This window comes from Mycolicibacterium elephantis DSM 44368 (assembly GCF_004014805.1).
GTDB lineage: Bacteria > Actinomycetota > Actinomycetes > Mycobacteriales > Mycobacteriaceae > Mycobacterium > Mycobacterium elephantis.
This window is the reverse complement of record NZ_ATDN01000022.1, coordinates 51,022-77,102: the sequence shown is the minus strand read 5'-3', so window position 1 is coordinate 77,102 and position 26,081 is coordinate 51,022. Positions and strand designations below refer to the sequence as shown.

The following is a 26,081-nucleotide window of genomic DNA, read 5'->3' as shown; positions in this document are numbered from 1 at the left end:
CGGCCGGCGTCGGTGCCCGTCGCGGTGGTGCCCGCCGCACCGCTGCGGCGCGGGCGGGTGCCCGACGGACGCTCACGACGCGGCCGCTCCGAGGGCGGGGCCACCGCCAGCTCGCGCTTGCCGCCGACGATGTCGCCCTTGTAGATCCACACCTTCACACCGATGCGGCCGAACGTCGTCCTCGCCTCGTACAGGCCGTAATCGATGTCGGCGCGCAGCGTGTGCAGCGGCACCCGACCCTCGCGGTAGAACTCCGAGCGGCTCATCTCGGCGCCGCCGAGACGGCCCGAACACTGCACGCGGATGCCCTTGACGTTGGGCTGGCGCATCGCGGACTGGATCGCCTTGCGCATGGCGCGACGGAACGCGACACGGTTGCTCAACTGCTCGGCGACACCCTGGGCGACCAACTGCGCCACCGACTCCGGGCTTTTCACCTCGAGGATGTTGAGCTGGACCTGCTTGCCGGTCAGCTTCTCGAGGTCCGCGCGGATGCGGTCGGCCTCGGTGCCGCGGCGGCCGATCACGATGCCGGGCCGTGCGGTGTGGATGTCCACGCGCACCCGGTCGCGGGTCCGCTCGATCTCGACGTTGGCGATGCCCGCACGCTCGAGGCCGGTGGCCAACAGCCGACGGATCGCGACGTCTTCCTTGACGTAGTCCTTGTACTGCTTGTCTGCATACCACCGGGACTTCCAGCCGGTGGTGATACCGAGCCGGAAGCCGTGGGGATTGATTTTCTGGCCCACTACTCCGAGCCCTCCTTCGATTCGGACGCTTCAGCAGTCTTCTTCGCGGCCTTCTTGGCCGGCGCCTTCTCGGCCGTCGCCTTCTTGGCGGCAGCCTTCTTGGCCGGCGCCTTCTCGGCGGTCGCCTTCTGTGCCGTCGCCTTGGTGGCAGGCGCCTTCTTGGCGGCGGCCTTGCTGGCCTGCGCCCGGCGGGCCCGTGACGCGCTGGCCGACCGGCCGCGCTCGTCCTCGCGGCTCGCGCGGCTCTCCAGGATCACGGTGATGTGGCTGGTGCGCTTGCGAATCCGGAACGCACGCCCCTGCGCGCGTGGCCGGATGCGCTTGGCGGTCGGGCCCTCGTCGGCGTGGATGGTCGCCACCACGAGGGTGGACGGGTCCAGGCCGTCGTTGTTCTGCGCGTTGGCGGCTGCGCTGGCGATCACCTTGGCGACCGGCTCGCTGGCGGCCTGCGGTGCCCACCGCAGGATGTCCAACGCGTCGGCCACCGGCTTGCCACGCACCAGGTCGATGACCCGGCGCGCCTTCGTCGCCGAGACACGCACGAAACGCGCCTTGGCCACGGCGGTCGGATATTCAGTCGTCGTAGTACTCACCGGCGCTTAGCCTTCCGGTCGTCTTTGATGTGACCCTTGAACGTGCGGGTCGGGGCGAACTCGCCGAGCTTGTGGCCGACCATCGCCTCGGTGACGAACACCGGGACGTGCTTGCGGCCGTCGTGCACCGCGAAGGTGTGTCCGATGAAGTCGGGGATGATCGTCGACCGACGCGACCAGGTCTTGATGACCTGCTTGGTGTTCTTCTCGTTCTGTGCGTCGACCTTCTTGAGCAGATGGTCGTCGACGAACGGACCCTTTTTCAGGCTGCGTGGCATCAGCTACTCCTACCGGTGATGCTTCTTGCCGGTGCGACGGCGACGGACGATGAGCTTGTCGCTCGGCTTGTTGGGCTTGCGGGTACGGCCCTCGGGCTTGCCCCACGGGCTGACTGGGTGGCGGCCGCCGGAGGTCTTGCCCTCACCGCCGCCGTGCGGGTGGTCGACCGGGTTCATCACGACACCGCGGACGCTGGGACGCCTGCCCTTCCACCGCATCCGGCCGGCCTTGCCCCAGTTGATGTTGGCCTGCTCGGCGTTGCCGACCTCACCCACGGTGGCACGGCAGCGCACGTCGACGCGCCGGATCTCGCCGGACGGCATACGCAGCGAGGCGTAGGTGCCCTCCTTACCGAGCAACTGGATGCTCGCCCCTGCGGAGCGGGCCAGCTTGGCGCCGCCGCCGGGACGCAGCTCCACCGCGTGCACGATCGTGCCGGCGGGGATGTTGCGCAGCGGCAGGCAGTTACCGGGCTTGATGTCGGCGTTGGGACCGGACTCGACGACATCACCCTGCGAAAGGCCCTGCGGCGCAATGATGTAGCGCTTCTCCCCGTCCAGGTAGTGCAGCAGCGCGATGTGGGCCGTGCGGTTCGGGTCGTACTCGATGTGCGCGACCTTGGCGTTGATGCCGTCCTTGTCGTGGCGGCGGAAGTCGATCACCCGGTAGGCGCGCTTGTGCCCGCCGCCCCGGTGCCGCGTGGTGATCCGGCCGTGCGCGTTGCGCCCACCCTTGCTGTGCAGCGGGCGGACCAGCGACTTCTCCGGATGGTCGCGAGTGATCTCGGCGAACTCGGAGACGCTGGCTCCGCGACGACCCGGGGTCGTCGGCTTGTACTTGCGAATTGCCATGATTCTCTAGGTCTCTCTGATCCCCGGGCTAGGCCGGTGCTCCGAACAGGTCGATGGGCTTGCTCCCAGGAGCCAGCGTGACGATGGCCCGCTTGGTGTCTTTGCGCTTTCCGTAACCGGTGCGGGTGCGCTTGCGCTTGCCCGGCCGGTTGGCGGTGTTCACCGACGCGACCTTGACCTTGAAGATCTTCTCAATCGCGATCTTGATCTGGGTCTTGTTCGAGTCGGGGTGGACGATGAACGTGTAGACGTTGTCCTCGATCAGCCCGTAGGACTTCTCCGAGATGACCGGCGACAAGATGATGTCGCGGGGGTCAGTGACGGTCGCCATCAGGCCGACACCTCCTCTTTGCGGTTCGAGCTGATGTAGGCGTTGAGGGCCTCGACGCTGAACACCACGTCGTCGGCCTTCAACACGTCGTAGGTGTTGAGCTGATCCGGCGAGATCACGTGAACCCCAGGCAGATTGCGCACGCTCTTGGCGCTGGTCTCGTCCGTGCGCCCGATCACGACCAGCACCTGCTTGCGGTCGGTCAGGGTGGCCAGGAACGTCTTGGCGCTCTTGGTCGACGGCGTCTGGCCCTCGACCAACTCGGTGACCGCGTGGATCCGGCCGTTGCGGGCCCGGTCCGACAGCGCGCCGCGCAGCGCGGCCGCGATCATCTTCTTCGGGGTGCGCTGGCTGTAGTCGCGCGGCTTCGGGCCGTGCACGACGCCGCCGCCGGTGAACTGCGGCGCCCGGATCGAGCCCTGGCGGGCGCGCCCGGTGCCCTTCTGCCGGTACGGCTTCTTGCCGCCGCCGCGGACCTCGCCGCGGGTCTTGGTCGAGTGCGTGCCCTGGCGAGCCGCGGCCTGCTGCGCGGTCACCACCTGATGCATCAGTGCGATGTTGGGCTCGACGTCGAACAGCTCGGCGGGCAGCTCGACGGAGCCGTCCTTCTTACCGCCCGGGGTGTGGACGTCGATCTTGAGAGTCTTGGCAGCCATGTCTACTTCTCGCCTCGCTTGATTGCGCTGCGGACCATCACCAGACCGCCGTTGCGGCCGGGGATGGCGCCCCTGATCAACAGCACGCCGTTCTCGGCATCGACCTTGTGCACCAACAGGCTCTGCGTGGTGACGCGGTCGTTGCCCATCCGGCCCGCCATGCGGGTGCCCTTGAACACCCGGCCCGGCGTCGCGCAGCCGCCGATGGAACCGGGCCGGCGGTGCACCGCCTGGGCGCCGTGGCTGGCGCCCTGGCCGCGGAAACCGTGGCGCTTCATGGTGCCCGCGAAGCCCTTGCCCTTGCTGGTGCCCGTCACGTCGACGTAGCTGCCGTCGGTGAAGATCTCGGCGGTCAGTTCCTGGCCGACTTCGTATTCGGCGGTGGCGTCGTCGTCGAGGCGCAGCTCGGCGAGGTGGCGGCGCGGGTTGACGCCCGCCGCCTCGTACTGACCCTTCAGCGGCTTGTTCACCTTGCGCGGGTTGATCTCGCCATAGGCCAGCTGTACGGCGCTGTAGCCGTCGCGCTCGGGAGTGCGGATGCGCGTGACGACGTTGGGGCCGGCCTTGACGACCGTCACCGGCACGACCCTGTTGTTCTCGTCGAACACCTGCGTCATGCCCAGCTTGGTGCCCAGAATGCCCTTCCTAGCCATGTCTCTGGAATCTCCTACTGGATGTTGACGTCAACGCTGGCCGGCAGGTCGATGCGCATCAGCGCGTCGACCGTCTTCGGCGTCGGGTCGAGGATGTCGATCAGTCGCTTGTGGGTGCGCATCTCGAAGTGCTCCCGCGAGTCCTTGTACTTGTGCGGTGAGCGGATGACGCAGTACACGTTCTTCTCGGTCGGCAGCGGCACCGGGCCGACCACGCTGGCGCCCGTCCGGGTGACCGTCTCGACGATCTTGCGCGCCGAGGCGTCGATCGCCTCGTGGTCGTAGGCCTTGAGCCTGATGCGGATCTTCTGTCCCGCCACGCTTCTCCTACCTCACTACTAACGGGCCCGTGCTGGGCCTGGTCTGCAAGTCGCACGCCGGGACCAACCCGATCGCGCGAGCACTGCCGCCGCTGTTTTCCTGTCTATGGTCCACCGACCCCCGCGCTCGGGTGTGTCGCCCTCACGCGTACCCGTTCGCGTCGAAATCCGTCGCGATCGAGATTGGGACCGGACGCGCCCACTGGAGGCGCAGGTCGTGTGCCCGTCAGGGGTGAACCCGGCTCAAGGCAACCCGAACAGTATGCCTCAGATCCAGCCCCCGGCCAAATTCGCCCACAGGGACATTTGGGCGACAAAGTGCGAGTAGATCGCCCCATTATGTCGATCTCGGCGCGGCCCCGGCGGCGGTAGCCCACCCGGGGTCGAACGCCGCTTACCTTACCGCCGAGTAAGGTAGCCGCACATGGCCGCCGTGACCACCACGTATCGTCTGTGGCGGCGCCTCCGCGTAGGCCCGGTTGCAGCCGCCGGACTTCGCGTCGATCACCGACGGCCACGACGTGGTGGTGCCCGTCAGCGTCATCGACAAGTCGCCGGCCTAGCCGAGATCGACTCAATGGCGAGATTCACTCGCACTTTTCCGCCCGTTCGTCCCTTTGGGCGTGCGTGGCGTCAGCCGGTCAGGTCCGCCCAGAACCGGCACTGGTGCTGTTGCTCGTACGTGGTGACGACGCGGTTGCCGTCGGGGTGCAACACCATGCGCTCGCCCGCGGCGTCATCGCTCAGCTGCGGCCACCCTTCACCGGGTGAACCGGTCGCGACGAACTCGCTCCAGTAATCGAGCATCTGCTCGGAGAGCCGCTGCTGCTTCGCGTTCAGCGGCGGGGCGCCGCCGACGTCGAACAGGTAGCGCAGTTCCAGCGAGTGCCCGGCGCCGACGGGAAAAGGGGCCGCGCGCAACGGTTCCGGGGCCGGCGCGTTCGGATCGTCGAACTCGTAGAAGTACACCTCGCGATCGCCGGCCAGCGCATCGGCCATCCGGTCCGCGACGCACGCGAACACGCCGTCGGTCGTCGCAGCCGAATACGCCAGCGGCACACTGTTTTCGAAGTGCTCGGGTGAATAGCGTTGCGCGACGGCGGCGGCATCCGGGCCGAAGGCCTCCGCGAGCAGCTCCGGATAGTGGGCGGCGTCGATCGGGCGCCCGCGCACGTGCTGCAGCGCGGTGAACAAGTTGAACTCGTCTGCCGTCGTCCCGATCAGCACCGGCACCCGCGCCGCGCGCCCGTCGGCGAGGCCGGTGAGCGGATCCACCGGCAGCGTCGCCGTCCCGGTGACCGGGCCGCTCAGCTGTTCGGTGCCGATGCGGTCGTAGAACACCGGCCGGGTCAGCTGTTCGGGCGGCAGCGCGCGCAGGCACTGCGCGGCGGTGGTGGGATCGGCGCAGCCGACGTCGGCCGCGTACCGCAGGCTGGCCTCCTGGGCGGCAGGCAGGCCGTACTGGGCCTGGCACGGCGCGCTTTGGATGATCGCGGCGCGGAACAGCCCCGCCGAGCCGGGCGCGACGAGGTGGTCGCACACCGCCATCCCGCCGGCGGACTCGCCCGCGATCGTGACTTTCTCTGGGTCGCCGCCGAATTCGGCGATGTTGTTCCGCACCCACCGCAGCGCCGCCTGCTGGTCGGCCAGCCCGTAGTTGCCGTCACCCAGCGCGGGATGCGCGAGGAAGCCCAGCGCGCCCAGCCGGTAGTTGAGGGTGACGACGACGATCTCGCCGCGGCCGGTCAGCGACCGCGCGTTGTAGATGTCGCCGCTGCCGTTGGTGAACCCGCCGCCGTGCAGCCACACCAGCACCGGCCGAGGTTCGCCCGACGGCGGCGGCGTCCACACGTTCAGCGTCAGGCAGTCCTCGCTGGTGGGCCGGCCGTCGACGTCGTTGCTGACATCCTGGACGCACCGCGGGCCCGGCCGGGTCGCGTCGCGCAGCCCTTCCCAGCTGGGCACGGGCCGCGGCGGTTGCCATCGCAACGGGCCGACCGGCGCTGCGGCGTAGGGAATTCCGGCGAAATAGCGGTGATCGTCGGACACGGTTCCGCGCAGGTCCCCGGCGTCCGTCTGCACCACCGCGGGGTCCGCGGGCACCTCGATGACGGCGGATCCGCCCTGACCGCATGCGGACAGCAGCAACGCCACGACCGCCACCAGGGCCGGGCGAAGCGTCGCTGAGCGCACGAGGTCCGAGACTACTGACACCATCTGAGTGCCACCGTGGGCTCCGTCCCATATACTGGGTTCTTGACACGCGTCAAGTTTTCGACGAGTCCGACGAAGGAGCCTGTATGAGCACGCCGACGATGGATGACGCCACCAAGGCCCTGGCCGACCCGACCGCCTATGCCGACGACGAACGGCTCCACGCGGCACTCGCCCATCTGCGGGCCAACAACCCGGTGGCCTATGTCGACCATCCGCCGTACCGGCCGTTCTGGGCGGTCACCAAGCACGAAGACATCATGGACATCGAGCGCGACAACGAGCTCTGGCTGTCCGAACCCCGCCCGCTGCTGGCCACCGCGGAGGCCGACGACCTCGCCAAGGCGCAGCTCGAGGCGGGCATGGGGTTGCGCACGCTGATCCACATGGACGACCCGCACCACCGCAAGGTGCGCGCGATCGGCGCAGATTGGTTCCGCCCCAAGGCCATGCGGGCGCTGAAGGTCCGCGTCGACGAGCTGGCCAAGGGATATGTCGACAAGATGCGCGACATCGGCCCGGAGTGTGACTTCGTCGACGACATCGGGGTGTACTACCCGCTGTGGGTGATCATGTCGCTGCTCGGCCTGCCCGAGGAGGACTTCCCCCGCATGCTCAGGCTCACCCAGGAGCTCTTCGGTGGCGATGAGGAGGAGTACAAGCGCGGCACCACCCCCGAAGAGCAGATGGAGGTGCTGATCGACCTCTTCGACTACTTCCGGAAGCTGACCGAGTCACGGCGGGCGAATCCCACCGACGACCTGGCATCCGCGATCGCCAACGGCCGCGTCGACGGGGAATTGCTCTCCGAAGTCGACTGCCTGTCCTACTACGTGATCGTGGCCACCGCAGGGCACGACACCACCAGCCATGCCATCTCCGGGGGAATGCGGGCGCTGATCGAGAACCCCGATCAGCTCGCCCGGCTGAAAGCCAACCCGGAGCTGATGCCCACCGCGGTGGAGGAGATGATCCGCTGGACCACCCCGGTCAAGGAGTTCATGCGCACCGCCGCCGCCGACACCGAGGTGCGCGGCGTGCCGATCAAGCAAGGCGAATCCGCCTATCTCGCTTACGTTTCGGCGAACCGCGACGAGGAGATCTTCGACGAGCCGTTCAAGTTCGACGTCGGCCGCGACCCGAACAAGCACCTGGCGTTCGGTTACGGTGTGCACTTCTGCCTGGGTGCGGCGCTGGCCCGGATGGAGATCAACAGCTTCTTCTCCGAGCTGGTCCCCCGCCTGGACTCGATCGAGCTGGCCGGCCAGCCGCAGCTGACGTCGACGGTGTTCGTCGGCGGGCTCAAGCACCTGCCGATCCGCTACTCGGTGCGCTGAGCTTTCCCCGCGAGCAGACGCGAACTCCCCCTGATTCGGCTGATTTAGGGTGGTTTCGCGTCTGCTCGGCGGGAGGAGATCAGCCCCGGACGAACTCCGCGGCGCGGTGTCCGATCATCACGATCGTGGCGTGCGGACCCCGGCTGGTGATCGTCGGCAGCACCGAGCCGTCGACCACCCACAGCCCGTCGACGCCGCGCACCCGGCATCGGGGGTCGACGACGGCCGTGTCGTCGTCCTCGCCACCCATGGGTGCGGTGCCGCAGAGATGCTGCGAGGTCGACCACGACACCGCACCGACATCGGTGGTGGTTCCGACCAATTCGCGTGCCAGCTCGGTGCCGGCCTGCAGCAGGGCCACGTCGTCGGGTTCGCTGTCGTAGCGGTGCTCGATGACAGGCGCGACGGCCGGGTCCGCCGAGACGACGGTGACGCGCCCGCGCGAGCGGGGGCGCATCAGCGTCACGCCGATGTGGGGGCGGTCGGCGGGATCGTCACGCCGGCCGCTGACCATCGCGCCGAACCCCGCGGTGTACGGCCGCAGCTCGAGCCCGTCGGCGGTGGTGAGAACGGCCTCCAACGGCGGCACCCCGCTGCTGACCGTCCAGCTCACCGGCAACACCCACTCCGGATGGTCGGCGCTGGCGATGCCGACCGGCAGCGCCGCCTGCACCGGAATCCCCGCGGTGCGCAGCGCGCTCTCCGGCCCGATGCCCGAAAGCATCAGCAGGTGTGCCGAACCGATCGCACCGGCGCACAACGCAATTCGATCCGCGCTCAGCCGCACCGCACCGTTCGGCCCGACACAGTCCACGCCGATCGCCCGGCCGTTCTCGACACGTATCCGGGCCGCCCGGTGACTGGTCAGCACGGTCAGGTTCGCCCGGCTCATCGCGGGCTGCAGAAACGCCCCGCCGGGACCCACCCGGGTGCCCTTGTCGATGTTCAGCGGTACCGGCCCCACACCGTCGGGCAGCGAATCGTCGGCCGTCGACCCGTTGAGGTCGGGAATCCACGGATATCCCGCCGATGTCGCCGCATCCACGAAAGATGCTGTACAGCCGTCGAATTCGGCGACACGACGCACCGAGATGGGCCCGCTCGAGCCGTGGAGCGGGGTGTCGAAGTCCAGGTCGGTCTCGATCGCCCGGAAATGCGGAAGCACGTCGTTCCACGACCAGCCCGGCAGCGCCCAGCCGTCGAAGTCCGAGGGCAGGCCCCGACAGAAGTACCCACCGTTGACCGCACCCGAACCGCCCACGACGGCGCCGCGCAGGATCTGGGCGTGCCGCTGCGGAGACGTCGTCAGCGTCGTCGGGTACCTGCGCACCACCGAGCTGGCCGCACCGATCGGCAGCCGCAGCCCGTCCCTGATCTGGATCAGCACTTGCGGGTCGGCGGGGCCGGGGCCCGCCTCGACAACCGTCACGTGACAGTCCGGATCCGCTGAAAGCCGTTCCGCCAAGACGGATCCGGCACTTCCCGCACCGACAATCAGTACGTCGCTGTGCAAGGCGATGCTTCAGGTCCTGATCTGCGGCTTGAGCGCACCGAGATGGCGTTCGCGCATGACACCGGTCCACAGCCCCGTTCCGTAGGCGATGTCGTCGAGCCGTTTGAGCAGCAGGTAGGTGAACAGGCCGATCGGCTTGGCGTCCTCGTCGGCCCTGGCGTTGCGGCCGACCCAGTCCACCACTCCGTCGACGACCGCGGCCACGAGCACCACCTGCCGGCACCGCCGCGAGATCAGCGCAGCCATCAGCGCGATCGGCCAGTAGTGCCGGCAGATCGCGGAGGCCAGCTGCAGCGCCGCCGACCCCAGGCCGTGCGCGGCCACCACGGCCACTTCCCGAGGTTCGGTCTCCACGGTGGACAGCGACTTGGCGATGCGGCGTCCGGTGATCGCCGCGACGACCATCGAGGCCAGGTAACCGTAGCTGGAGCCCATCATCAACAGCATCCAGACCACCAGCGTCCACCCGGAGATCACCAGCGGAGCCGTCTTGCCGGGGTGGCGCACCGCCAGCGGGGCCGCCGCTGAGCCGTAGAAAGACTTGCGCGAGAACCATTCTCGGATCTGCGTTCGATGATCGTGCGCGACGAGCGCGACGGGCTCATAGCGCAGCCGGGCACCCGCCTCGATCATCCGCCAGCACAGGTCGACGTCCTCGCCCGACTTGAGCGTCTCGTCGAATCCGCCGATCTCCTTCAGCACCGACCGACGGCAGATGATCGCGGCGCTCGGTACGTAGGACACCGTCCCGTAGGGCACCACCGGGGCCTCACGCATCCCCAGGTCCAACGACGAGCGGACGGCCTCGTAGCGGGCCACGGTGTTGACGGGCTCACGCAGGCCGACGATGCGCGGCGCGACCAGGGCGACGGCCGGGTCGCAGAAGTGGCCCAGCAGGGCCTCCAGCCACCCGCGCCGGGGTACCACGTCGGAGTCGAGGAAGGCGACGAAGTCGGTCTCGCACGCCGCTATGCCGGTGTTGCGCGCGGCGGCCGGGCCCTTGCTCCGCTCATGGCGCACCACTTTGACGTCGCAGTGCATGTCCGTGAAGTCGGCCTGTTGAACCGGGACAGCCGAGCCGTCGTCCACCACGACGACACGCAGCCCGCGCAGCGACGCGACCAGCCGTTGGAGTCCGGTTGCGTTGTCGCGTACCGGGATAACGATCGTCACGTCCCGGTGCGACGGCCCGGTGGCCGGCCGCGGGTGCGCTACGGTCGCGTCGAGCAGAGTGCGGGCGAGCTGCGCGCTGACCGCATCGTGCACCTCGAGGCGACCGCCGTTGAGCATGGTCTGCGCGGCGGGCGCCAGCCGCAGCAGCCGGGTGGGGGAACCGCCGAGCAGCGCGGAGCCCTCGCCGAGCACCTTCACACGGCGATCCACCTGGATCGCGAAGCCGTCCGGCAGCCGTGGACCGGTCATGCCAGCATCCCGTTCCGGTCCGGCGCCCAGCGGATGATCCGCTGCGAACAGCCGTCGACCATGGCGGCGAAGAGCCGCTCGCCCTCCTGCGCGGACGCGGTGGTGGGGTCGCCGAGCACTCCGACCTCACTGACCGCGGCCACCCCGCCGCGGCGCAGTTCGGGCATGAGCTCGGCGAGCGGCGCCCGGTTACCGGTCACGCGTTCGTCGAGCCACACATCGTGCGGCGAAATATGTAGCAATACAGACGTTTCGGTATGCCCGGCGTGCGCGTCGGCGTCCGGGACGCTGCATGAACACCACGCCGCGTCCCGGCCTTCGTCGCGAAGCAAAGCTGTCGCGGCGGTCAAAGCTTCCACATTCCCCCCGTGCCCATTGACGAAAACGAGGCGCGACGCCCACCGCGATGCCGACCGGCCGATTTCCAGCAGCAACAGGGATAGCGCCTCGGTTCCGATGGAGACCGTGCCGGTGAAGCCCTCGTGCTCGCCGCTGGCGCCGTACCCGATCGCGGGCGCGATCATCCAGTTCGATTCACCTCGCCCGGCGATACCGTCGACGACGGCGTTGGCGACCGCGGTCGCGATGCGGGTGTCGGTGTCCAGCGGCAGGTGCGGGCCGTGCTGTTCGGTCGACCCGACGGGAACGATCAATGCTGAAGACACGGTTTGTAGCTGCCTCGACGTCAAGTTGCCAAGCTCGCGGAGAGAAGCCACCCGCCGATGGTAGGCCGAATTCACCTGTCGTGCGCCAATTGTTCGTGCATGCGTAGGAAATGATTTTCCGAAATCAGCGCCGACGGCAGCGGGGCAACCACGTGCGTCCCCTGCGCCACGCCTGTACCAGCCGATTCGGGTGAGGCGGCGGCGACGGCCTCAGTTCGCCGGACCACCGGGTACGCCCAGCGCCCGGGTGAACCCCGGCGGCACGAGAACATGCTCGGGTCCGAGGTCCTGCACGGAGGCCAGGCCGAGGCCCATGAGCGCCGAGTCGATGCCGCCGCGGAGGATGTCGAGAACGTTCTCGACGCCGGCCTGCCCGTTGGCCGCCAGCCCCCACAGATACGCGCGGCCGATCATCACCGCGCGCGCCCCGAGCGCCACCGCCTTGACCACGTCGCTGCCGCGCCGCACGCCGCCGTCGAGCAGCACCTCGATCTGGTCGCCGACGGCTTCGGCGATCGCCGGCAGCGCCCGGATCGACGCGGGTGTGCCGTCGAGGTTGTTGCCGCCGTGGTTGGACACCGAGATCGCTGAAACACCCGCGTCCACAGCGCGTTTGGCGTCGTCGACCCGCATCACGCCCTTGAGCATGAACGGGCCGCCCCACAGCTCGCGCAGCCACGCGATGTCGGCCCACGTCGGCGGTGGGGTGGCCATCCACTCCCCGTACGCGGCGAAGAACGGCGGGCCCTGTTCGCCCCGCGCCGCCTGGTTGGGCACCTGCAGGTTGGGCGGACGCAGGGTTTTGGCCCACTGCAGGAACCAGCGCGGCCGCGTCAGCCCTTCGGGCAGCATCTTCACGATGGTCGGCAGGTCCATCTGCTCGGGGATCTTCGGGCTGCCCCAGTCCCGGCCGTGCGAGAAGCTCCAGTCGGTGGTGGCGATCAGGCCGACGGCGCCGGCCTGCCGGGCCCGCTCCACCCGGCCCGCGATGTCGTCGCGACTGCCGAGCCAGTACAGCTGGAAGAAGGTCTTCGGGTTGGCGGCGACCACCTCTTCGATCGGCTTGCTGGCGAACGACGACAACCCCATCGCGGTGCCACGCGCCGCGGCGGCCCGCGCCACGGCGACCTCACCGTCCGGATGCACCGCCTGCACGCCCGTCGGCGAGATCATGACGGGCATCGAAATATCCTGCCCCATCACGGTTGTCGACAAATCACGCTTGTCGACGGCGCCGATCACGTGCGGCGCGAACCCCAGCTCGGCGAAGGCCTCCACGTTGTCGGCGACCGTCACCCCCTTCTCGCTGGCGGCGATCAGCGCGGCGTACACCGATTTGGGGAGTCGCTTCTTGGCCCTCTGTTGGGCCAGGGCGACCGTTTCGAACCAGATATCTCGTGCCATCGTCACACCGGGCTTTCGTTGCACAGGCGCGACGGAGGCGCCGCTGGGCTGAGCGGCCTGGTCTGCAGCGTCAGCATGACCGGCTTCCCGCGCGAGTGGTCGACACCGGGCTTGGGCTTGTCACGCTCGCGGGCCAGCGCGGGCGCGCCGTAGCCTTCGACACACTCCGGGTCGGGGCCGTCCATCGGCAGGCCCGTGAAGAACTTGGCGGCCATGCAGCCGCCGCGGCAGCTGTCGTAGTGGTTGCAGCCGGCGCACGCTCCCGCGGACTGGGGCTCACGCAGTTCGCGAAACAACGGCGCGTTCTTCCACACGTTGTCGAAACCGCCGTCGAACACCACATTTCCGGCCAGGAACCGGTCATGGATGGCGAACGGGCACGCGTAGACGTCGCCGACCGGATCGATGAGGCACACCACCCGGCCGGCCCCGCACAGGTTGAGGCCGGCGAGCGCGCCCGGCTCACCCAGCCCGGACAGGTGGAAGAACGAGTCGCCGGTCAGCACGCGATCACCCTTGGCGACCAGCCAGTTGTACAGCTGAACCTGCTGCTCGGCGGTCGGGTGCAGGTCGTCCCACACGTCGGCGCCGCGGCCGGACGGCCGAAGCCGGGTGATGCGCAGCGTCGCGCCGTACTGGGCTGCCAGCGCGGCGAATTCGTCGAGTTGGTCGACGTTGTGGCGGGTGACGACGACGGAGATCTTGGCGTCCTTGAACCCGGCGTCGGCGAGGTTCTGCAGCGCGCGGGTCGCCATCGCGAACGAACCCCGGCCGCGCACGGCGTCGTTGACCTCCGCGGTCGCCCCGTCCAGGGAGATCTGCACGTCGACGTACTCGCTGGCAGCCAGCCGTGCGGCCACCTCGGGGGTGATGCGCACTCCGTTGGTGGAGAACTTCACGCCGACGTTGTGGTCGGTCGCGTAGTCGACGAGTTCCCAGAAGTCCGGGCGCACAGTGGGTTCGCCACCGCCGATGTTGACGTAGAACACCTGCATGCGCTGGAGCTCGTCGATGATGTCCTTGCACTGCTGCGTGCTCAGCTCGCGCGGATCGCGCTTACCCGACGAGGACAGGCAGTGGACGCAGGCGAGGTTGCACGCGTAGGTGAGTTCCCACGTCAGACAGATCGGGGCGTCCAGGCCGTGCTCGAACTGTTCGATGAGGCGCGGCACCGGCTGCTTCGCCGGAGCGGGTGGAGATTCCACAGAAGTCATTGCGGCACCAGCATTTTCGATTGGGCAAGCACGCTGAGTGCATGCAGATACGGAGCCTGTTGCGCGTCGTCGATGCCGGCGGCGCGGCAGGCGGATCGGGCGTCGGGATGGTCGCCCAGGGTGTTCACCACGTCGACGATCGTGCGGTTCTTCAGGAACGACAGCTTGCGCGTCCCGAAGTGATACAGCAGCGCCCCGAACGGCTCGGGCCGCACCGCCACCTGGTGGTGCAGCCGCCAGCCGCGGCCGGGGTCGAACGCCGCGCCGGCCGGCGACACCGCGTCGACCGACGACGCCGTGTCGCTGCCGGACGCCGCCATCGACGAGCCCACGGTCAGTAGACCCCGCACATCCCGTCGATCGACACCTCTTCGACCAGGGTCTCGGTCACCAGCTCGGCGTCCTCGACCTGCTGATTCGGTTCCATGGCGATCCACCTTTCGTGTCACAGGTTCTCGACAATTGTGAGCGAGATCGCAATAATATGGCATCGAGTGCCGAAATCAAAGTGGCGGCTGCCGGAGGTGGGCTGATGCGAGCTGATACCCCGCCCCGCGTGGGTCGTCGACGCTCCACGACCACCGACCACATCAGCAACGTCGCCATCGACCTGTTCACCGCCCGCGGGTTCGACGCCGTCAGCGTCGACGACGTCGCCGAGGCCGCGGGCATCGCGCGTCGCACGTTGTTTCGCTACTACCCCTCTAAAAACGCCTTGCCCTGGGGCGATTTCGACGCGCACCTGGAGCACCTGCGCGATCTGCTCGCCGGCCTCGACCCCGAAGTGCCGCTCGGTGCGGCGCTGCGCACCGCCCTGCTGGCGTTCAACACCTTCGACGAGGCCGAAACGGTCCGCCACCGCCAGCGGATGCGGGTGATCCTGGAAACCGCCGAGCTGCAGGCCTATTCGATGACGATGTACGCGGGCTGGCGCGCCGTCGTCGCGGACTTCGTGGCGCGGCGGCTGGGCGCCAAGCCAAGCGATCTGGGCCCGCAGACAGTGGCGTGGACCATGCTCGGGGTGGCGCTGTCGGCCTACGAGCACTGGCTGGCAGACGAGACGGTTCCACTGGCGCAGGCGCTCGGCGCCGCATTCGACACCGTCAGCGCCGGCTTCGTGGCGCTGGAACCGTGAAACCCGCGCCACGGCGCGGGTGGCGGCGCTAGCTTGGGAGCGACCGCAGGAGGGGATCTTCTCGATGCGCGACAAGAAAACTGGACACGCTCTGCTGTTCGACGCGTTGTGGACCAAGGGCACCGCATTCACCCACGAGGAGCGTCGCGAATTCGGTCTGCTGGGCCTGCTGCCGACCGCCGAGAAGACGCTGGCGCAACAGGCCGAGCACTGCTGGACCGAGTTCTGCAGGCGTCGCGACCCGATCGACAAACACATCTACCTGCGCGCGCTGCAGGACCGCAACGAAACCCTGTTCTACCGGGTGCTGCGCGAGCATGTCGCCGACATGATGCCGATCGTCTACACGCCCACCGTCGGGGAGGCCTGCCAGCGGTTCAGCGAGATCTACCAGCGGCCGCGCGGGCTGTTCGTGTCCTACCCCGACCGTGGTTCATTGCGCGAGGTGTTGCGCAACCGTCCGCAGCGTGACGTCGACGTCATCGTGGTCACCGACGGTCAGCGCATCCTCGGCCTGGGCGATCAGGGCATCGGCGGGATGGGCATACCGATCGGCAAGCTCTCGCTGTACACCCTCATCGGTGGCATCGATCCGGCCCGCACCCTGCCGATCGTGCTCGACGTCGGCACCGACAATGTCGAACTGCTCGAGAACCCGCAGTATCTCGGCTGGCGTCACCGCCGGATCGGCGGCGACGAATACTACGGTTTCATCGACGATTTCGTCCGCACGGTGACCGAAGAGCTGCCGAATGTGCTGCTGCAGTGGGAGGACTTCGCCAGCGCGCATGCGCTGCCGATCCTGCAGCGCTACCGCGACCGGCTACTGACGTTCAACGACGACATCCAGGGCACCGCCGCGGTTACCCTCGGCGCGCTGCACGGCGCGGCCAAGGTCGCCGGCCGGCCGCTGTCACACCAGCAGGTGGTGATGCTGGGCGCGGGGTCGGCCGGCATCGGGGTGCTGCAGATGGTGCGCCGCCAGATGGTCTCCGAAGGCCTCTCGGCGCGGCAGGCCGCGGAGCAGATCTGGGTCGTCGACATCAACGGGCTGCTCACCGACGACCGCACCGACCTCTCGCCGAGCCAACGCGAATTCGCCCAGCCGGCCGCGCGCCTCGCAGGATGGAGCCTGTCCGGACCGGCCCAGCTGGCCGACGTCGTGCACCACGTCGACGTCGGCGTGCTGATTGGACTGTCCACTGCGACAGGGGCTTTCACCGAACCCATTGTCCGTGAGATCGCGGCCAAGACGGAGCGGCCCATCATCTTCCCGCTGTCCAACCCGACCAGCCGCGCCGAGGCCCATCCGTCCGAGCTCGACGAATGGACCGGGGGCCGCGCGCTCATCGCCACCGGCTCCCCGTTCGCGCCGCTGCGCCGCGACGGCGTCGAGCGCACGGTCGCGCAGTGCAACAACGCCTACATCTTCCCCGCGGTGGGGTTGGCCGTCACGGCCGCGCAGGCCACCCGGGTCACCGACGAGATGATGCGGGCCGCGGCGGCGGCGCTCGGCGACGCCTCCCCCGCGCTGGCCGATCCGAACCAGCCGCTGCTGCCCGCGTGGTCGCAGGTTCCCGATATCGCCGCACGCATCGCGCACGCCGTCGCCGTCCAGGCCGTCGCCGACGGTGTCGCCCCGCAGCGCAGCTCGGCTGAACTGTCGGCCCGCATCGCCCAGGTGCGCTGGACACCGGAATACCGCGGCTGAAAACCCTCCGCGAGCGCTGAGCGGTGGCGCGAAAACTTTTTTCGCATTGAGGCGTCGGAGTTCGGGCGCCAATGGCGACGATAAGGGTGTGAGCGCCGAATCGGATGGCGACGACGCTCCACGGGCCCTGCTGGCGCTGTACGACGAAGCACTGCCGGCCGTTTACGGCTACTTCGTCCGGCGCTGCGGGGACCGGGGCACCGCCGAGGACCTGACGTCGGAGACCTTTCTGGCGGCGATGGACGCCGCCCGCAAGAACGCTCCGCCGCCGATCAGCGTGCCGTGGCTGTTCGGGGTGGCCCGCCACAAACTGGCCGACCACTACCGCCGCCGTCACGACCGGTTCTCGGTCCCCGTCGCCGAGCTGCCCGAGCCGCTCGACGCACCCGACGACTGGGACGCCGAGCTGGATCGCATCGTCGCCGAGAGCGTGCTCGCGAAGCTGCCCGAACAGCACCGCACCGTGCTGGCGCTGCGCTACATGGACGACTGTTCGGTGCCCGAGTGTGCCGAGCTGATCGGCCGCACCGTGCATGCCACCGAGGCGCTGTTGGTGCGGGCCCGCCGCGCCTTCAGAGCGCACTATCCGGAGCCGGAAGGAGGGAAGTCGTGAACAACAGCCACGACCCGTTGTCCGTGCTGCGCGGCGACGAACTTCCGGTCCAGCCGGATCCGGCGTTCGCGGCTCGGCTGCGCGCACGACTCGAAGCAGCTGTGTCCCTTCCCAATCGAGCTCAAGGAGTAGTCATGAGTGGCACCGACACCGCCATCGCCGAACTGGCCGAACCCACAACCGCCTCGACCAGCGTGCCGCGGTCGGCCGCGGTGCCCTATCTCGCGGTGCCCAACGCGCGCGAGGCCATCGCCTGGTACGTCGATGCGCTGGGAGCCACGCTGGTCGGCGAGCCGATCGTGATGGACGACGGCCGCATCGGCCATGCCGAGCTGGCGCTGGCGGGCGGCGTGTTCTATCTCGCCGACGAGTATCCCGAGATCGGCATGAAATCCCCTGCCCCGCGGGCGGCTTCCGTGATGCTGATGGTTGCCGTTCCCGACGCCGATGCCGCCGTCGAGCGCGCTCGCGACCGGGGCGCGACGGTGCAGCAGGAGGTCCGGGAAGCCCACGGCTCACGCAGCGCCGCCATTGTCGACCCGTTCGGGCACCGCTGGACGCTCAGCGGGCCGCTGACCGGCGCATCGACCCCGATCCAGCACGGCGACGTCGGCTACGTCTCGTTGTGGACGCCCGACGCCGACCGGGCGGCGGCGTTCTACGGCCACGTGCTGGGCTGGACGTTCGACCCGGCCGCCCGCCAGGTCACCAACACCGAGCAGCCCATCGGGATCTTCTCGGTGCCGGGTGCGCCCACGCTGTTCTGCTGCTACGCGGTCACCGACCTGGCCGGCGCCAGGCAGTCCATCCTCGACGGCGGCGGCACCGTCGGCGAGGTGCGGGAGCTCGACTTCGGCACCGTGCTGGACGCGAACGACCCGGCGGGAGCACCTTTCGCGGTGTTCGAGCCCGCGCCCGGCACACCGCGGCCGAAGCTCAACGGGGCTGGGCCGGGCGAGCTTTCGTACATCACGTATGAGGTCGCCGACTCGACCGCGTTCAAGGCGTTCTACAGCCGGATCCTCTTCTGGTCGTTCGAGCCCGGCCGGGTCGACGACGGCTGGCAGATCCAGTACACCCAGCCGATGGCCGGCGTCGCCGGAGGCGGCAGCCAGTCGGTGACCGTCCCGATGTGGACCGTCGAGGACGTCGACGCCGCGGTCGCCCGGGTGATCGAGGCCGGCGGCACGGTGATCGACCCGCCGTCGCAGCAGGCCTACGGGAAGTCGGCGCTGTGCACCGACGACCAGGGCACCCGCTTCTACCTCGGCGAGTTCTAGGGATTTCGGTGCGCTAACCCGCGCTCAGCGATGGTTGGCGCACCGAAATCGCCGGTCTAGAGGACGTCGGCGATGGGGGCACCCGCAGCGATCTTGCTGCGGGTCTTCATCACCTTGCCGGGCATACCGCCGCCGACCACCCCGGCGACCACGCCGTCGCGCTCGTAGAACGCCAGGAACTTGCGTCCGTCGTCCTCGACGACGTGCACGGTGTCGGTGGCCTCGGGTTCGCCGAGGCACTGGATCTTGACGTCGTACTGGTCGCTCCAGAAATACGGCACGGTGGTCACCGCAGGCACCTCCTGCCCGAGCAGCGCGGGCACCAGGACGCGGGCCTGGTCGGCGACATTGCTCCAATGTTCAACGCGCACTTGGTGTCCCACAGTGTTGCGCCACGACGCGACGTCCCCGATCGCCCACACGTTCGGCGCGCTGGTCCGGCCGGCCGCGTCGCAGACGACGCCGTTGTCCAGCTCGATGCCGGAGCCCTGCAGCCAGTCGGTGGCCGGACGTGAGCCGATGCCGACGACGACGAGGTCGGCGCGCAGCTCGGTGCCGTCGCTGAGCACCACCTTCTCGACCCGATCGGTCCCGCGCACCTCGGCGACCCCGGCGCCGCAGTACACGTCGACGCCCTCGGCGCGGTGCAGCCGGGCCACCAGCTCGCCGATCTGCTGACCGAGCACCGACGCCAGCGGCGCGGGCTGCGGTTCGACCAGCGAAACCGCGACGCCCAGCTTGCGCAGGCTGGCCGCGACCTCGCAGCCGATGAAACCGGCGCCGACGACGACCGCGCGCTGCGCCGAAGCCGCCTCCTTGCGCAGCGCCAGGCTCTCGTCGAAGTTGCGCAGCACGTGGATGCCCGCCAGATCCGGGAACGACGGAATCCGCTTGGGCACCAGGCCGGTGGCGACGATCAGCTCGTCGTAGCCCAGCTCGGTGCCGTCGGCCAGTGTCAGCGTCTTGGCGGCGGTGTCCACCGAGCGGGCCCCGTTGGAGAGGAGCACGGTGATGTCGTTCTCCTCGTAGAACTCCGCGGGCTTGAGCGTGACGTCGTCGATCTCGGCGCGCAGGACTTCCTTGGACAGCGGCGGACGGTCATAGGGCAGGTGGTCCTCGTCGCTGACGATGGTCACCGGGCCGGTGTATTCCGAACGACGCAGCTGTTCGGCTGTGCGGGCAGCCGCCAGCCCGCCACCGACGATCACGATGCCCCTAGAAGTGGTCATGCGCAGTTTTTACACGATCCGCGCGGGGATTTGTCCGCCACCCCCTCGATGAGGCCGGCGAACGGTCAGTACTTCATCGTGCCGCGGTCCACGGCGATCTGGCTGCCTGAGATCGTCGCGGACGCGTCGCTGGCCAGCCACGCCACCACGTCCGAAACCTCCTCGGCCGTCATGAATTCCTGCAGCCCCTTCTTGCCCTGGTGGTTGACCGGCTGATACGGCATCGGCGCGAAGCTGTGGATGAACGACGGATGCTTGGCGAACAGCGCCATCATCGCGTCCTTCTCCACCATCGGCGTGTCGATCGAATACGGGTGGATGGAGTTGACCCGGATGCCGAATTCGCCGGCTTCCAACGCAAGTGAGTTCGTCAGCGCGGTCAGGCCGTGTTTGGAGGCGGCGTAGTGGGCGTTGCCCGGCGTGGCCTTCAGCCCGGCCGAGGAGCTGACGATGACGATCGAGCCGCCGTTGCCTGCCTCGATCATCGCGGGCACCGCGGCCCGCAGGGTGCGCCAGGTGCCGTTGAGGTTGACGTCGATGACGGTGTTCCACTGCTCTTCGGACATCTCCCAGATCCGGCCCCAGCTCAGCACCCCGGCGTTGGCGACCACGATGTCGAGCCGGCCGAACTGCTCGACGGCGTCGGCCACCACCTGCTGCAGCGCGGCCAGGTCGCGCACGTCGACCTGGCGGGCCAGCACCTTGCGGCCGGTGGCCTCCACCGCCCGCACCGTCTCGGCCAGTTCTTCCGGGGTGGCCAGCGGATAGGTGATGGTCTCGGAGATCGGGCCGCAGATGTCGATCGCGATGATGTCGGCGCCGTCGTTGGCCAGCCGGATCGCATGCGCGCGGCCCTGACCGCGGGCGGCGCCCGTGATGAATGCCACTCGCCCGGTCAGGGGACCGTCAGCTGCCGTCACCGCTGCTCCTTTCGGGATGCTGCGGACCAGGCTAACAGCCGAACTGAAACGTGTTCTAGTCCCTGCCAGACCCCCACTAGTCCAGGGGGTCGCGGGCGATCGGGCACGTCATGCAGTGCCCGCCGCCGCGGCCACGGCCGAGCTCGGCCCCCACGATCGTGATCACCTCGACGCCGGCGCGGCGCAGCAGCGTGTTGGTGTGGGTGTTGCGGTCGTAGGCGAACACCACACCCGGTTCGACGGCGACGAGGTTGTTGCCGCTGTCCCACTGTTGACGCTCGGAGTCGTAGGCCGTGCCGCCGGTCTCCACCACCCGCAGCTCGCTGAGCCCGAGCGCGGCGGCCACCACCTCCAGGAACGGCTTGGTCGCCTCCACCACCTCCACACCGGGTTCCCTATCGCTGGGATAGAGGGTGAACGTCTGCATGTTGTCGACGATCTCGGGATAGATGGTCACCACGTCGCGGTCGGCGAAGGTGAAGATCGTGTCCAGGTGCATCGCCGACCGCAGCTTGGGCATACCCGCCACGATCACCTGTGTCGCAGCGCCTTCGGCGAACAGCTGGGCGGCCACCTGGGTGATGGCCTGGCGCGACGTGCGTTCGCTCATGCCGATGATCACCACGCCCTGCCCGGGAACCAGCACGTCGCTGCCCTCGAATGTGGCTGAGCCCCAAGCCTGTCCGGGATCACCCCACAAGATCTGCGATCCGACGAAGTCGGGATGGAACAGGTAGATTGCCTTCATCAACAAAGTCTCGTCGTGACGCGCGGGCCAGTACAACGGGTTGAGCGTCAGCCCACCGTAGATCCAGCAGGTGGTGTCGCGGGTGTAGAGGGTGTTCGGCAGCGGCGGCATCAGATACTCTGCGACGCCGGTGCTTTCGCGTGCCAGCGCGCGGTAGCCGGACTGCATGTCCTTGGGCAGGTCGCGGGTGGACATCCCGCCGATGAGCAGCTCGGCCAGCCGCCGCGGCTGCAGCGAGTCGAGGTAGCTGCGGGTCTCGTTGATGAGTCCCAGCCCCACCTCGTTGGCCACGATCTTGCGGTCCAGCAGCCACGCCTTCGCCTCGGGGTCACTCATCGTCTCGGTCAGCACGTCGTGCAGTTCGACCACCTCGACGTCGCGGTCGCGCATCTTGTCGATGAAGTCGAAGTGGTCCCGGCGGGCGTTCTGCACCCAGAGCACGTCGACGATGTTGAGTCCGATGCCGCTGAGGAAAACCGACAGGTACAACCGTCCCGTCGACTTCGCGGCGTCGATCAGCGGCCGCACCAGCCGGTCGATCAGACCGAAATGCTCCAGCAGCGCGACGCCCGCAGATGACCGCGGTGGCGACGTAGAAGTAACCCGGCGAGAGCACCTGGATCCCGTAGTAGACGAGCGTCGGGATGGTTCCGGACAGATTCCAGGTGCCGATCAACGCGCCGACGGCCAGCAGGATGAACAACGCGCTGGTGATGGACGACAGCGCGCCCTGACCGGCTTCTTGAACCTGAGTCCAGGGGTGCCCGTTCTTCAGCGCGATGAGTGCCGCGACCGCGCAACACAATACGAGCGCCACCTGGACTGGGCCGTCGAGGGCGTCGATGCCGAACAACGCGATCGCGCCGCCGATGAGGACCGCGAGAGCGATGAGCGGGATGAGCGCGTCGCTCAGCGACGGAGCGCGAACCTGCCGGTTCTCCAGCGGATCCGTCATCACCGCGCGCCCTGACTGCCGTGACACGGCACGGCGGGACGTCATCAGCTCGACAAGCGCTGCGCTGAACGAATTTACAGATCAGCCAGAATTTGCTGTCGCTTGGCGGTGTATTCGTCTTCGGTGATCGCGCCGGTGGCGCGTAACGTCTCGAGCTCCTGCAGGCGTTGCGCGGTTGACGGTTCCGGCGGGGTCAGCACGGGGCCCGGGGCGGGCGCGGCCTGTTGCGCCGGTGCCGGCTTGGCCACGGTACGCCGCACCACATCCTGAACCTGTTGACGTGCAACAGGATTGGAGCGCAGATCGATCATGTTGTTCAGAGCGATGTTGTGAGCCTTGAGTATCTGCAGGATCTCCATCAGCGGTTCGACTTGCCCGCTGAGGTCGTAGGTCGTGTTGTCGTCGGCCATGGTGAAGTTGGCGGGCATCATGCCGCTGACCAAACTGCTTCGTTCCCAATCGATTTGATACTCGTTGGTCATCGGGTCCACGATCGCGACCAGCTTGCGGCTGGTGATCATCGGCAACCGGGAAACCGAGGCGAGCACCCGATCCTGGCTGGCGAAGGGAGCGATGCCCGGCCCCGAAATCTGCAGATCCAGCTTGACCAGCGGCTGTTCGTTGATGCGGGTGCCGGTCTCGTGGATGCCGACGACTTGCGCGAGCGCCAACACGCCGGCCTGCTCGAGCGCGGCGGTCTTGGCCTTCGCGGTCGCCCCGGCCGCCGTGATCCCCAGGGCGATCAGCACATCGAGGGCGGTGATGAGCAGGCCGATCCAGAACATCCACTGCAGCATCGGGTCGGCGCCCATCGCGAAGTAGACGACCAGGAAGATCGGCCCGACGATGCCGCACAGCAGGACGAACGCCTGGATTCGGAGGTAACGCCAGAATGTGGACATGGCCGGCTCCCGTCGTCGCAGGGATGCCTAGATTATCGCCATTCGAGCGGATGTGAGCCGTATCGTCGATCGGTGACGTCGACCGGACCCTCTCAGGCGCGCTGGACCTTGGCCGCCGTCTCGATCGCTCTGTTCTGCGTGCAGATCGACTACTTCGCGATGAACCTCGCGCTCCCGCGGATGGCGGCCGAGTTCGGCAGCACCGCGACCGACCTGCAGTGGATCATCAGCGTGTACATGCTGACGCTGGGGGCGTTCATGGTGCCCGCAGGCCGGATCGGCGACATCTACGGGCGCCGTCGGGCGTTGTTGGCCGGGGTGGCGCTGTTCGGCTTGGCATCGGCCGCATGCGCGCTGGCGCCGACGGTGACCGTGCTCATCGTCTTTCGCGCCATACAGGGTCTGGGTGCGGCGCTGATCTTCCCGGTCTCGATCAGCGTGCTGACCAACGCTTTTCCCGCGGCGAAGGCCGGCCCTGCCATCGGATTGGCTTACGGCATAGCGGCTTTGGGAAACGCCGGCGGCCCGCTGATCGGCGGCCTGCTCACCGACACCGTCGGCTGGCGGTGGATCTTCTGGCTGAACCTTCCACTTGTCCTCGCCTGCCTCGTGATCGGCGCGTGGAGCATCGCCGAGTCGCACGACCACACGGTGCCCCGACGTCTCGACATCACCGGCCTGGCTCTGATCACGGCCGCAATCGGATTGTTCACGTTGACGTTTGACCGCGCGCCGAGTTGGGGATGGCTCTCGGGGTCCACGCTGCTGTTGTTCGCCGGCGCCCTGGCGGCAATGGCCGGGTTCGTTGTCGCGGAGAACAGAATCCGCTGGCCCCTGGTCGACCTGTCGCTGGCCAGAAACCCGAAGTTCGTGATTCTCGTGGTCGCGGGGACCATTTCGAACATCGCGTACGCCGTGACGATCTTTCTGTCCACGCTCTACCTGCAGCAGGCGCGCGGCCTCGACCCGCTGACCGCCGGGCTGGTGTTTCTCGGCCCGTCGGCAGGCGCGGCGCTCGGCGGGGTGTTGTCGGGCAGGCTGGGCGCCACCCGCCCGCCCGTTGCGGTCATGGGTGCGACGACCGTGATCGCCGCGCTGTGCCTGGCCACGTTGGCCGTTTCCGATGGTTGGCTGCTCTACCTGCCTGCGCTCACGGCGTGCGGTTTCACGCTCGGCCTGGTGTACGCGTTCACCACGGTGGCGACTCAGGCGGCGGTTCGCCCCGAGCGGGCCGGCGAGGCCGCCGGCGTGACGCTGACCGCGATGGTGACGATCGGCGGCGTCGGCGTCGCGGTCTCGGCGACCGTACTGGAGATGCTGCAGCGCAGTGGAATGACGACGGCGGGTGCCGTCGACGTCATCCTCGTCGTGCTGGCGATGTTGCTGCTGCCGGCCGGATCAGCGGTCCTGCTGTCTGCCCGTCGGACCGCTACGGAGTCTGCGTCGTCGCGGCCAGCGGCGTGACCGGTTGGGCCTGCGACGGGCTGGGCGCGGGGCCGAGAAGCTCGTACAGCGGCTGCGTCCACCGGTATCCGCCTGCGGAGGTGGTGTAGCTGGTGTGGATCACCATCGAGACCTTCGACACCTCGTCGGCGTCGGGGTCGTAGTCGCAGACCGCGTCGCCGAGTTCGCACACGCTGATGGTGCGGCTGCCGATGGCGGGAGGCAGCGGCGCGGGAGCACCAGCGAGGATGGGCCAGTCCTGCGCGACGCCCTTTCCGGCGCCGGGAACCGATGTGACGGAACCGATGTTGAGCGTGGGGTCGGCGGGCAGGCGGTCACCGTCGGCGATGAGCAACGCGGCCGCCACATTCGGGTTGGCGCCGAGGGTGTGCAGGTTGCGGTGCACCACCATCGCGCCCTGTGAGTAACCCGCGAGCACGACCTTGGTGCCGGGGCAACGCTGGGTGAAGGCCGCGTACTGCGCGTCGAGTGCCTCGGCGCCGACGTCGACGCTGTCCATGAAGCCGAGCCAGTCACCGACGCCGGCGTCCTCGTCGGGCACGGCGATGGCGGGGTATACGACGGCCTCGGCCGTCATCGTGCGCCCGTCACGCTGCACCAGCCGCTGCAGATCGAGGTAGGACTGGTAGATGTCGTCGCCCATGCCCGCGTTGGCGCTCATGTGCCCGTCGCGCTGGCCGGAGCCCGCGGCGCCGAACCAGTGCACGTCGGGGCACCCGGGATCGGCGGGTGCGACGCCTGCGGACAGTCCAACGACAGCTGCGCTCGCGACCGCGGCGGCGCCGACGAGCGTGGTGATACGGCGGAACACCTAACCCCAACCCTTCCATCCCCCGAACGGGACATTCGGGTGGTTAATCGGTTCGGCGGTCCCACGCGTTACGCCTGCACGCTCGCGAAACTCAAGATACGAAAACGGCGCC

At 68.5% G+C, this 26,081-nt stretch carries 27 protein-coding genes; 6 read left to right on the top strand and 21 right to left on the bottom strand.

From position 1 onward, the window contains the following. The 9 genes from rpsC to MELE44368_RS16015 all read right to left on the bottom strand — a co-directional run. Nucleotides 1-749 (bottom strand): 30S ribosomal protein S3 (gene rpsC / locus MELE44368_RS16060; RefSeq protein ID WP_128109386.1); only part of this gene is annotated, 749 nt, incomplete at its 3' end. Then, the gene (gene rplV, locus MELE44368_RS16055) at nt 749-1,342 is read right to left on the bottom strand and encodes a 50S ribosomal protein L22 (RefSeq protein WP_128109385.1); all 594 of its coding nucleotides are present in this window, start codon (nt 1,340-1,342) and stop codon (nt 749-751) included. The genes rplV and rpsC, both read right to left, overlap by 1 nt. Next, nucleotides 1,339-1,620: a 30S ribosomal protein S19 gene (gene rpsS, locus MELE44368_RS16050; RefSeq protein ID WP_007167837.1), complete on the bottom strand. Its 282-nt coding sequence runs from the start codon at nt 1,618-1,620 to the stop codon at nt 1,339-1,341. Before rpsS ends, rplV begins: the two co-directional genes overlap by 4 nt. 9 nt (nt 1,621-1,629) lie before the next feature. Then, nucleotides 1,630-2,472, bottom strand: coding sequence for a 50S ribosomal protein L2 (rplB, locus tag MELE44368_RS16045; RefSeq protein ID WP_128109384.1), 843 nt, complete (start codon nt 2,470-2,472; stop codon nt 1,630-1,632). Between the two features lie 28 nt (nt 2,473-2,500). Then, complete coding sequence (gene rplW / locus MELE44368_RS16040; protein WP_046750779.1) at nt 2,501-2,803, bottom strand: 50S ribosomal protein L23; 303 nt, start codon at nt 2,801-2,803, stop codon at nt 2,501-2,503. Beyond that, the gene (gene rplD, locus MELE44368_RS16035; RefSeq protein ID WP_128109383.1) at nt 2,803-3,459 is read right to left on the bottom strand and encodes a 50S ribosomal protein L4; all 657 of its coding nucleotides are present in this window, start codon (nt 3,457-3,459) and stop codon (nt 2,803-2,805) included. Before rplD ends, rplW begins: the two co-directional genes overlap by 1 nt. 2 nt (nt 3,460-3,461) lie before the next feature. Further along, complete coding sequence (gene rplC / locus MELE44368_RS16030) at nt 3,462-4,112, bottom strand: 50S ribosomal protein L3 (RefSeq protein ID WP_128109382.1); 651 nt, start codon at nt 4,110-4,112, stop codon at nt 3,462-3,464. 14 nt (nt 4,113-4,126) lie between these two features. Next, on the bottom strand, nt 4,127-4,432 hold the full coding sequence (gene rpsJ / locus MELE44368_RS16025) for a 30S ribosomal protein S10 (protein ID WP_003883485.1): 306 nt from the start codon (nt 4,430-4,432) through the stop codon (nt 4,127-4,129). A gap of 633 nt (nt 4,433-5,065) precedes the next feature. After that, nucleotides 5,066-6,625 (bottom strand): carboxylesterase/lipase family protein, encoded by a 1,560-nt coding sequence (locus tag MELE44368_RS16015; RefSeq protein ID WP_241566648.1) that lies wholly within the window; start codon nt 6,623-6,625, stop codon nt 5,066-5,068. A 107-nt stretch (nt 6,626-6,732) separates the two neighbouring features. On the opposite strand from MELE44368_RS16015, the gene MELE44368_RS16010 reads away from it, so the two are divergent. Beyond that, on the top strand, nt 6,733-7,983 hold the full coding sequence (locus tag MELE44368_RS16010) for a cytochrome P450 (protein ID WP_128109380.1): 1,251 nt from the start codon (nt 6,733-6,735) through the stop codon (nt 7,981-7,983). Between the two features lie 79 nt (nt 7,984-8,062). Here MELE44368_RS16010 and mftG read toward each other — a convergent pair whose 3' ends face one another. The 7 genes from mftG to mftA all read right to left on the bottom strand — a co-directional run bounded on the left by mftG (nt 8,063) and on the right by mftA (nt 14,628). Next, nucleotides 8,063-9,496: a mycofactocin dehydrogenase MftG gene (gene mftG, locus MELE44368_RS16005; RefSeq protein WP_128109379.1), complete on the bottom strand. Its 1,434-nt coding sequence runs from the start codon at nt 9,494-9,496 to the stop codon at nt 8,063-8,065. Between the two features lie 9 nt (nt 9,497-9,505). Continuing rightward, on the bottom strand, nt 9,506-10,918 hold the full coding sequence (gene mftF, locus MELE44368_RS16000) for a mycofactocin biosynthesis glycosyltransferase MftF (RefSeq protein WP_128109378.1): 1,413 nt from the start codon (nt 10,916-10,918) through the stop codon (nt 9,506-9,508). Beyond that, nucleotides 10,915-11,658, bottom strand: a complete 744-nt coding sequence (gene mftE, locus MELE44368_RS15995; RefSeq protein ID WP_128109377.1) for a mycofactocin biosynthesis peptidyl-dipeptidase MftE — start codon at nt 11,656-11,658, stop codon at nt 10,915-10,917. The genes mftF and mftE overlap by 4 nt, the downstream gene beginning before the upstream one ends. Before the next feature lie 135 nt (nt 11,659-11,793). Beyond that, nucleotides 11,794-12,987 carry a pre-mycofactocin synthase MftD gene (gene mftD, locus MELE44368_RS15990; RefSeq protein ID WP_128109376.1) on the bottom strand — a complete coding sequence of 398 codons (1,194 nt, stop codon included), beginning with the start codon at nt 12,985-12,987 and terminating at the stop codon, nt 11,794-11,796. Nucleotides 12,988-12,989: 2 nt separating this feature from the next. Continuing rightward, nucleotides 12,990-14,201: a mycofactocin radical SAM maturase gene (mftC, locus tag MELE44368_RS15985; protein ID WP_128109375.1), complete on the bottom strand. Its 1,212-nt coding sequence runs from the start codon at nt 14,199-14,201 to the stop codon at nt 12,990-12,992. Continuing rightward, the gene (gene mftB / locus MELE44368_RS15980; protein ID WP_128109389.1) at nt 14,198-14,521 is read right to left on the bottom strand and encodes a mycofactocin biosynthesis chaperone MftB; all 324 of its coding nucleotides are present in this window, start codon (nt 14,519-14,521) and stop codon (nt 14,198-14,200) included. The genes mftC and mftB overlap by 4 nt, the downstream gene beginning before the upstream one ends. Nucleotides 14,522-14,535: 14 nt before the next feature. After that, nucleotides 14,536-14,628, bottom strand: coding sequence for a mycofactocin precursor MftA (mftA, locus tag MELE44368_RS15975; protein WP_064893087.1), 93 nt, complete (start codon nt 14,626-14,628; stop codon nt 14,536-14,538). A gap of 105 nt (nt 14,629-14,733) precedes the next feature. Between mftA and mftR the strand changes: the two genes are divergently transcribed. The 4 genes from mftR to MELE44368_RS15955 all read left to right on the top strand — a co-directional run bounded on the left by mftR (nt 14,734) and on the right by MELE44368_RS15955 (nt 18,940). Beyond that, on the top strand, nt 14,734-15,336 hold the full coding sequence (mftR, locus tag MELE44368_RS15970; protein ID WP_046750789.1) for a mycofactocin system transcriptional regulator MftR: 603 nt from the start codon (nt 14,734-14,736) through the stop codon (nt 15,334-15,336). A 64-nt stretch (nt 15,337-15,400) separates the two neighbouring features. After that, the gene (locus tag MELE44368_RS15965; RefSeq protein ID WP_128109374.1) at nt 15,401-17,047 is read left to right on the top strand and encodes an NAD-dependent malic enzyme; all 1,647 of its coding nucleotides are present in this window, start codon (nt 15,401-15,403) and stop codon (nt 17,045-17,047) included. An 88-nt stretch (nt 17,048-17,135) separates the two neighbouring features. Further along, nucleotides 17,136-17,660 (top strand): RNA polymerase sigma factor, encoded by a 525-nt coding sequence (locus MELE44368_RS15960; RefSeq protein WP_128109373.1) that lies wholly within the window; start codon nt 17,136-17,138, stop codon nt 17,658-17,660. Next, nucleotides 17,657-18,940 carry a VOC family protein gene (locus MELE44368_RS15955; RefSeq protein ID WP_128109372.1) on the top strand — a complete coding sequence of 428 codons (1,284 nt, stop codon included), beginning with the start codon at nt 17,657-17,659 and terminating at the stop codon, nt 18,938-18,940. The genes MELE44368_RS15960 and MELE44368_RS15955 overlap by 4 nt, the downstream gene beginning before the upstream one ends. A 56-nt stretch (nt 18,941-18,996) precedes the next feature. Here the strand turns inward: MELE44368_RS15955 and MELE44368_RS15950 are convergent, their stop codons facing one another. From MELE44368_RS15950 to MELE44368_RS15930, 4 genes are all read right to left on the bottom strand, one after another. Beyond that, nucleotides 18,997-20,169, bottom strand: a complete 1,173-nt coding sequence (locus tag MELE44368_RS15950) for an NAD(P)/FAD-dependent oxidoreductase (RefSeq protein ID WP_128109371.1) — start codon at nt 20,167-20,169, stop codon at nt 18,997-18,999. 65 nt (nt 20,170-20,234) lie between these two features. Continuing rightward, the gene (locus tag MELE44368_RS15945) at nt 20,235-21,089 is read right to left on the bottom strand and encodes a mycofactocin-coupled SDR family oxidoreductase (RefSeq protein WP_206613781.1); all 855 of its coding nucleotides are present in this window, start codon (nt 21,087-21,089) and stop codon (nt 20,235-20,237) included. Nucleotides 21,090-21,165: 76 nt separating this feature from the next. Continuing rightward, entirely contained in the window at nt 21,166-22,326 is a 1,161-nt protein-coding gene (locus tag MELE44368_RS15940) for an arginine deiminase (RefSeq protein WP_241566649.1), read from the bottom strand. A gap of 540 nt (nt 22,327-22,866) precedes the next feature. Next, nucleotides 22,867-23,694 (bottom strand): SHOCT domain-containing protein, encoded by an 828-nt coding sequence (locus MELE44368_RS15930; protein WP_128109369.1) that lies wholly within the window; start codon nt 23,692-23,694, stop codon nt 22,867-22,869. Nucleotides 23,695-23,766: 72 nt separating this feature from the next. Here MELE44368_RS15930 and MELE44368_RS15925 point away from each other — a divergent pair, with 72 nt between their 5' ends. Continuing rightward, nucleotides 23,767-25,158, top strand: coding sequence for an MFS transporter (locus MELE44368_RS15925; protein WP_046750831.1), 1,392 nt, complete (start codon nt 23,767-23,769; stop codon nt 25,156-25,158). Here the strand turns inward: MELE44368_RS15925 and MELE44368_RS15920 are convergent. Further along, a complete protein-coding gene (locus MELE44368_RS15920) occupies nt 25,124-25,969 on the bottom strand; it encodes a cutinase family protein (protein WP_046750832.1) in 846 nt (281 codons plus the stop codon). The genes MELE44368_RS15925 and MELE44368_RS15920 overlap by 35 nt on opposite strands. Nucleotides 25,970-26,081: the final 112 nt, after the last annotated feature.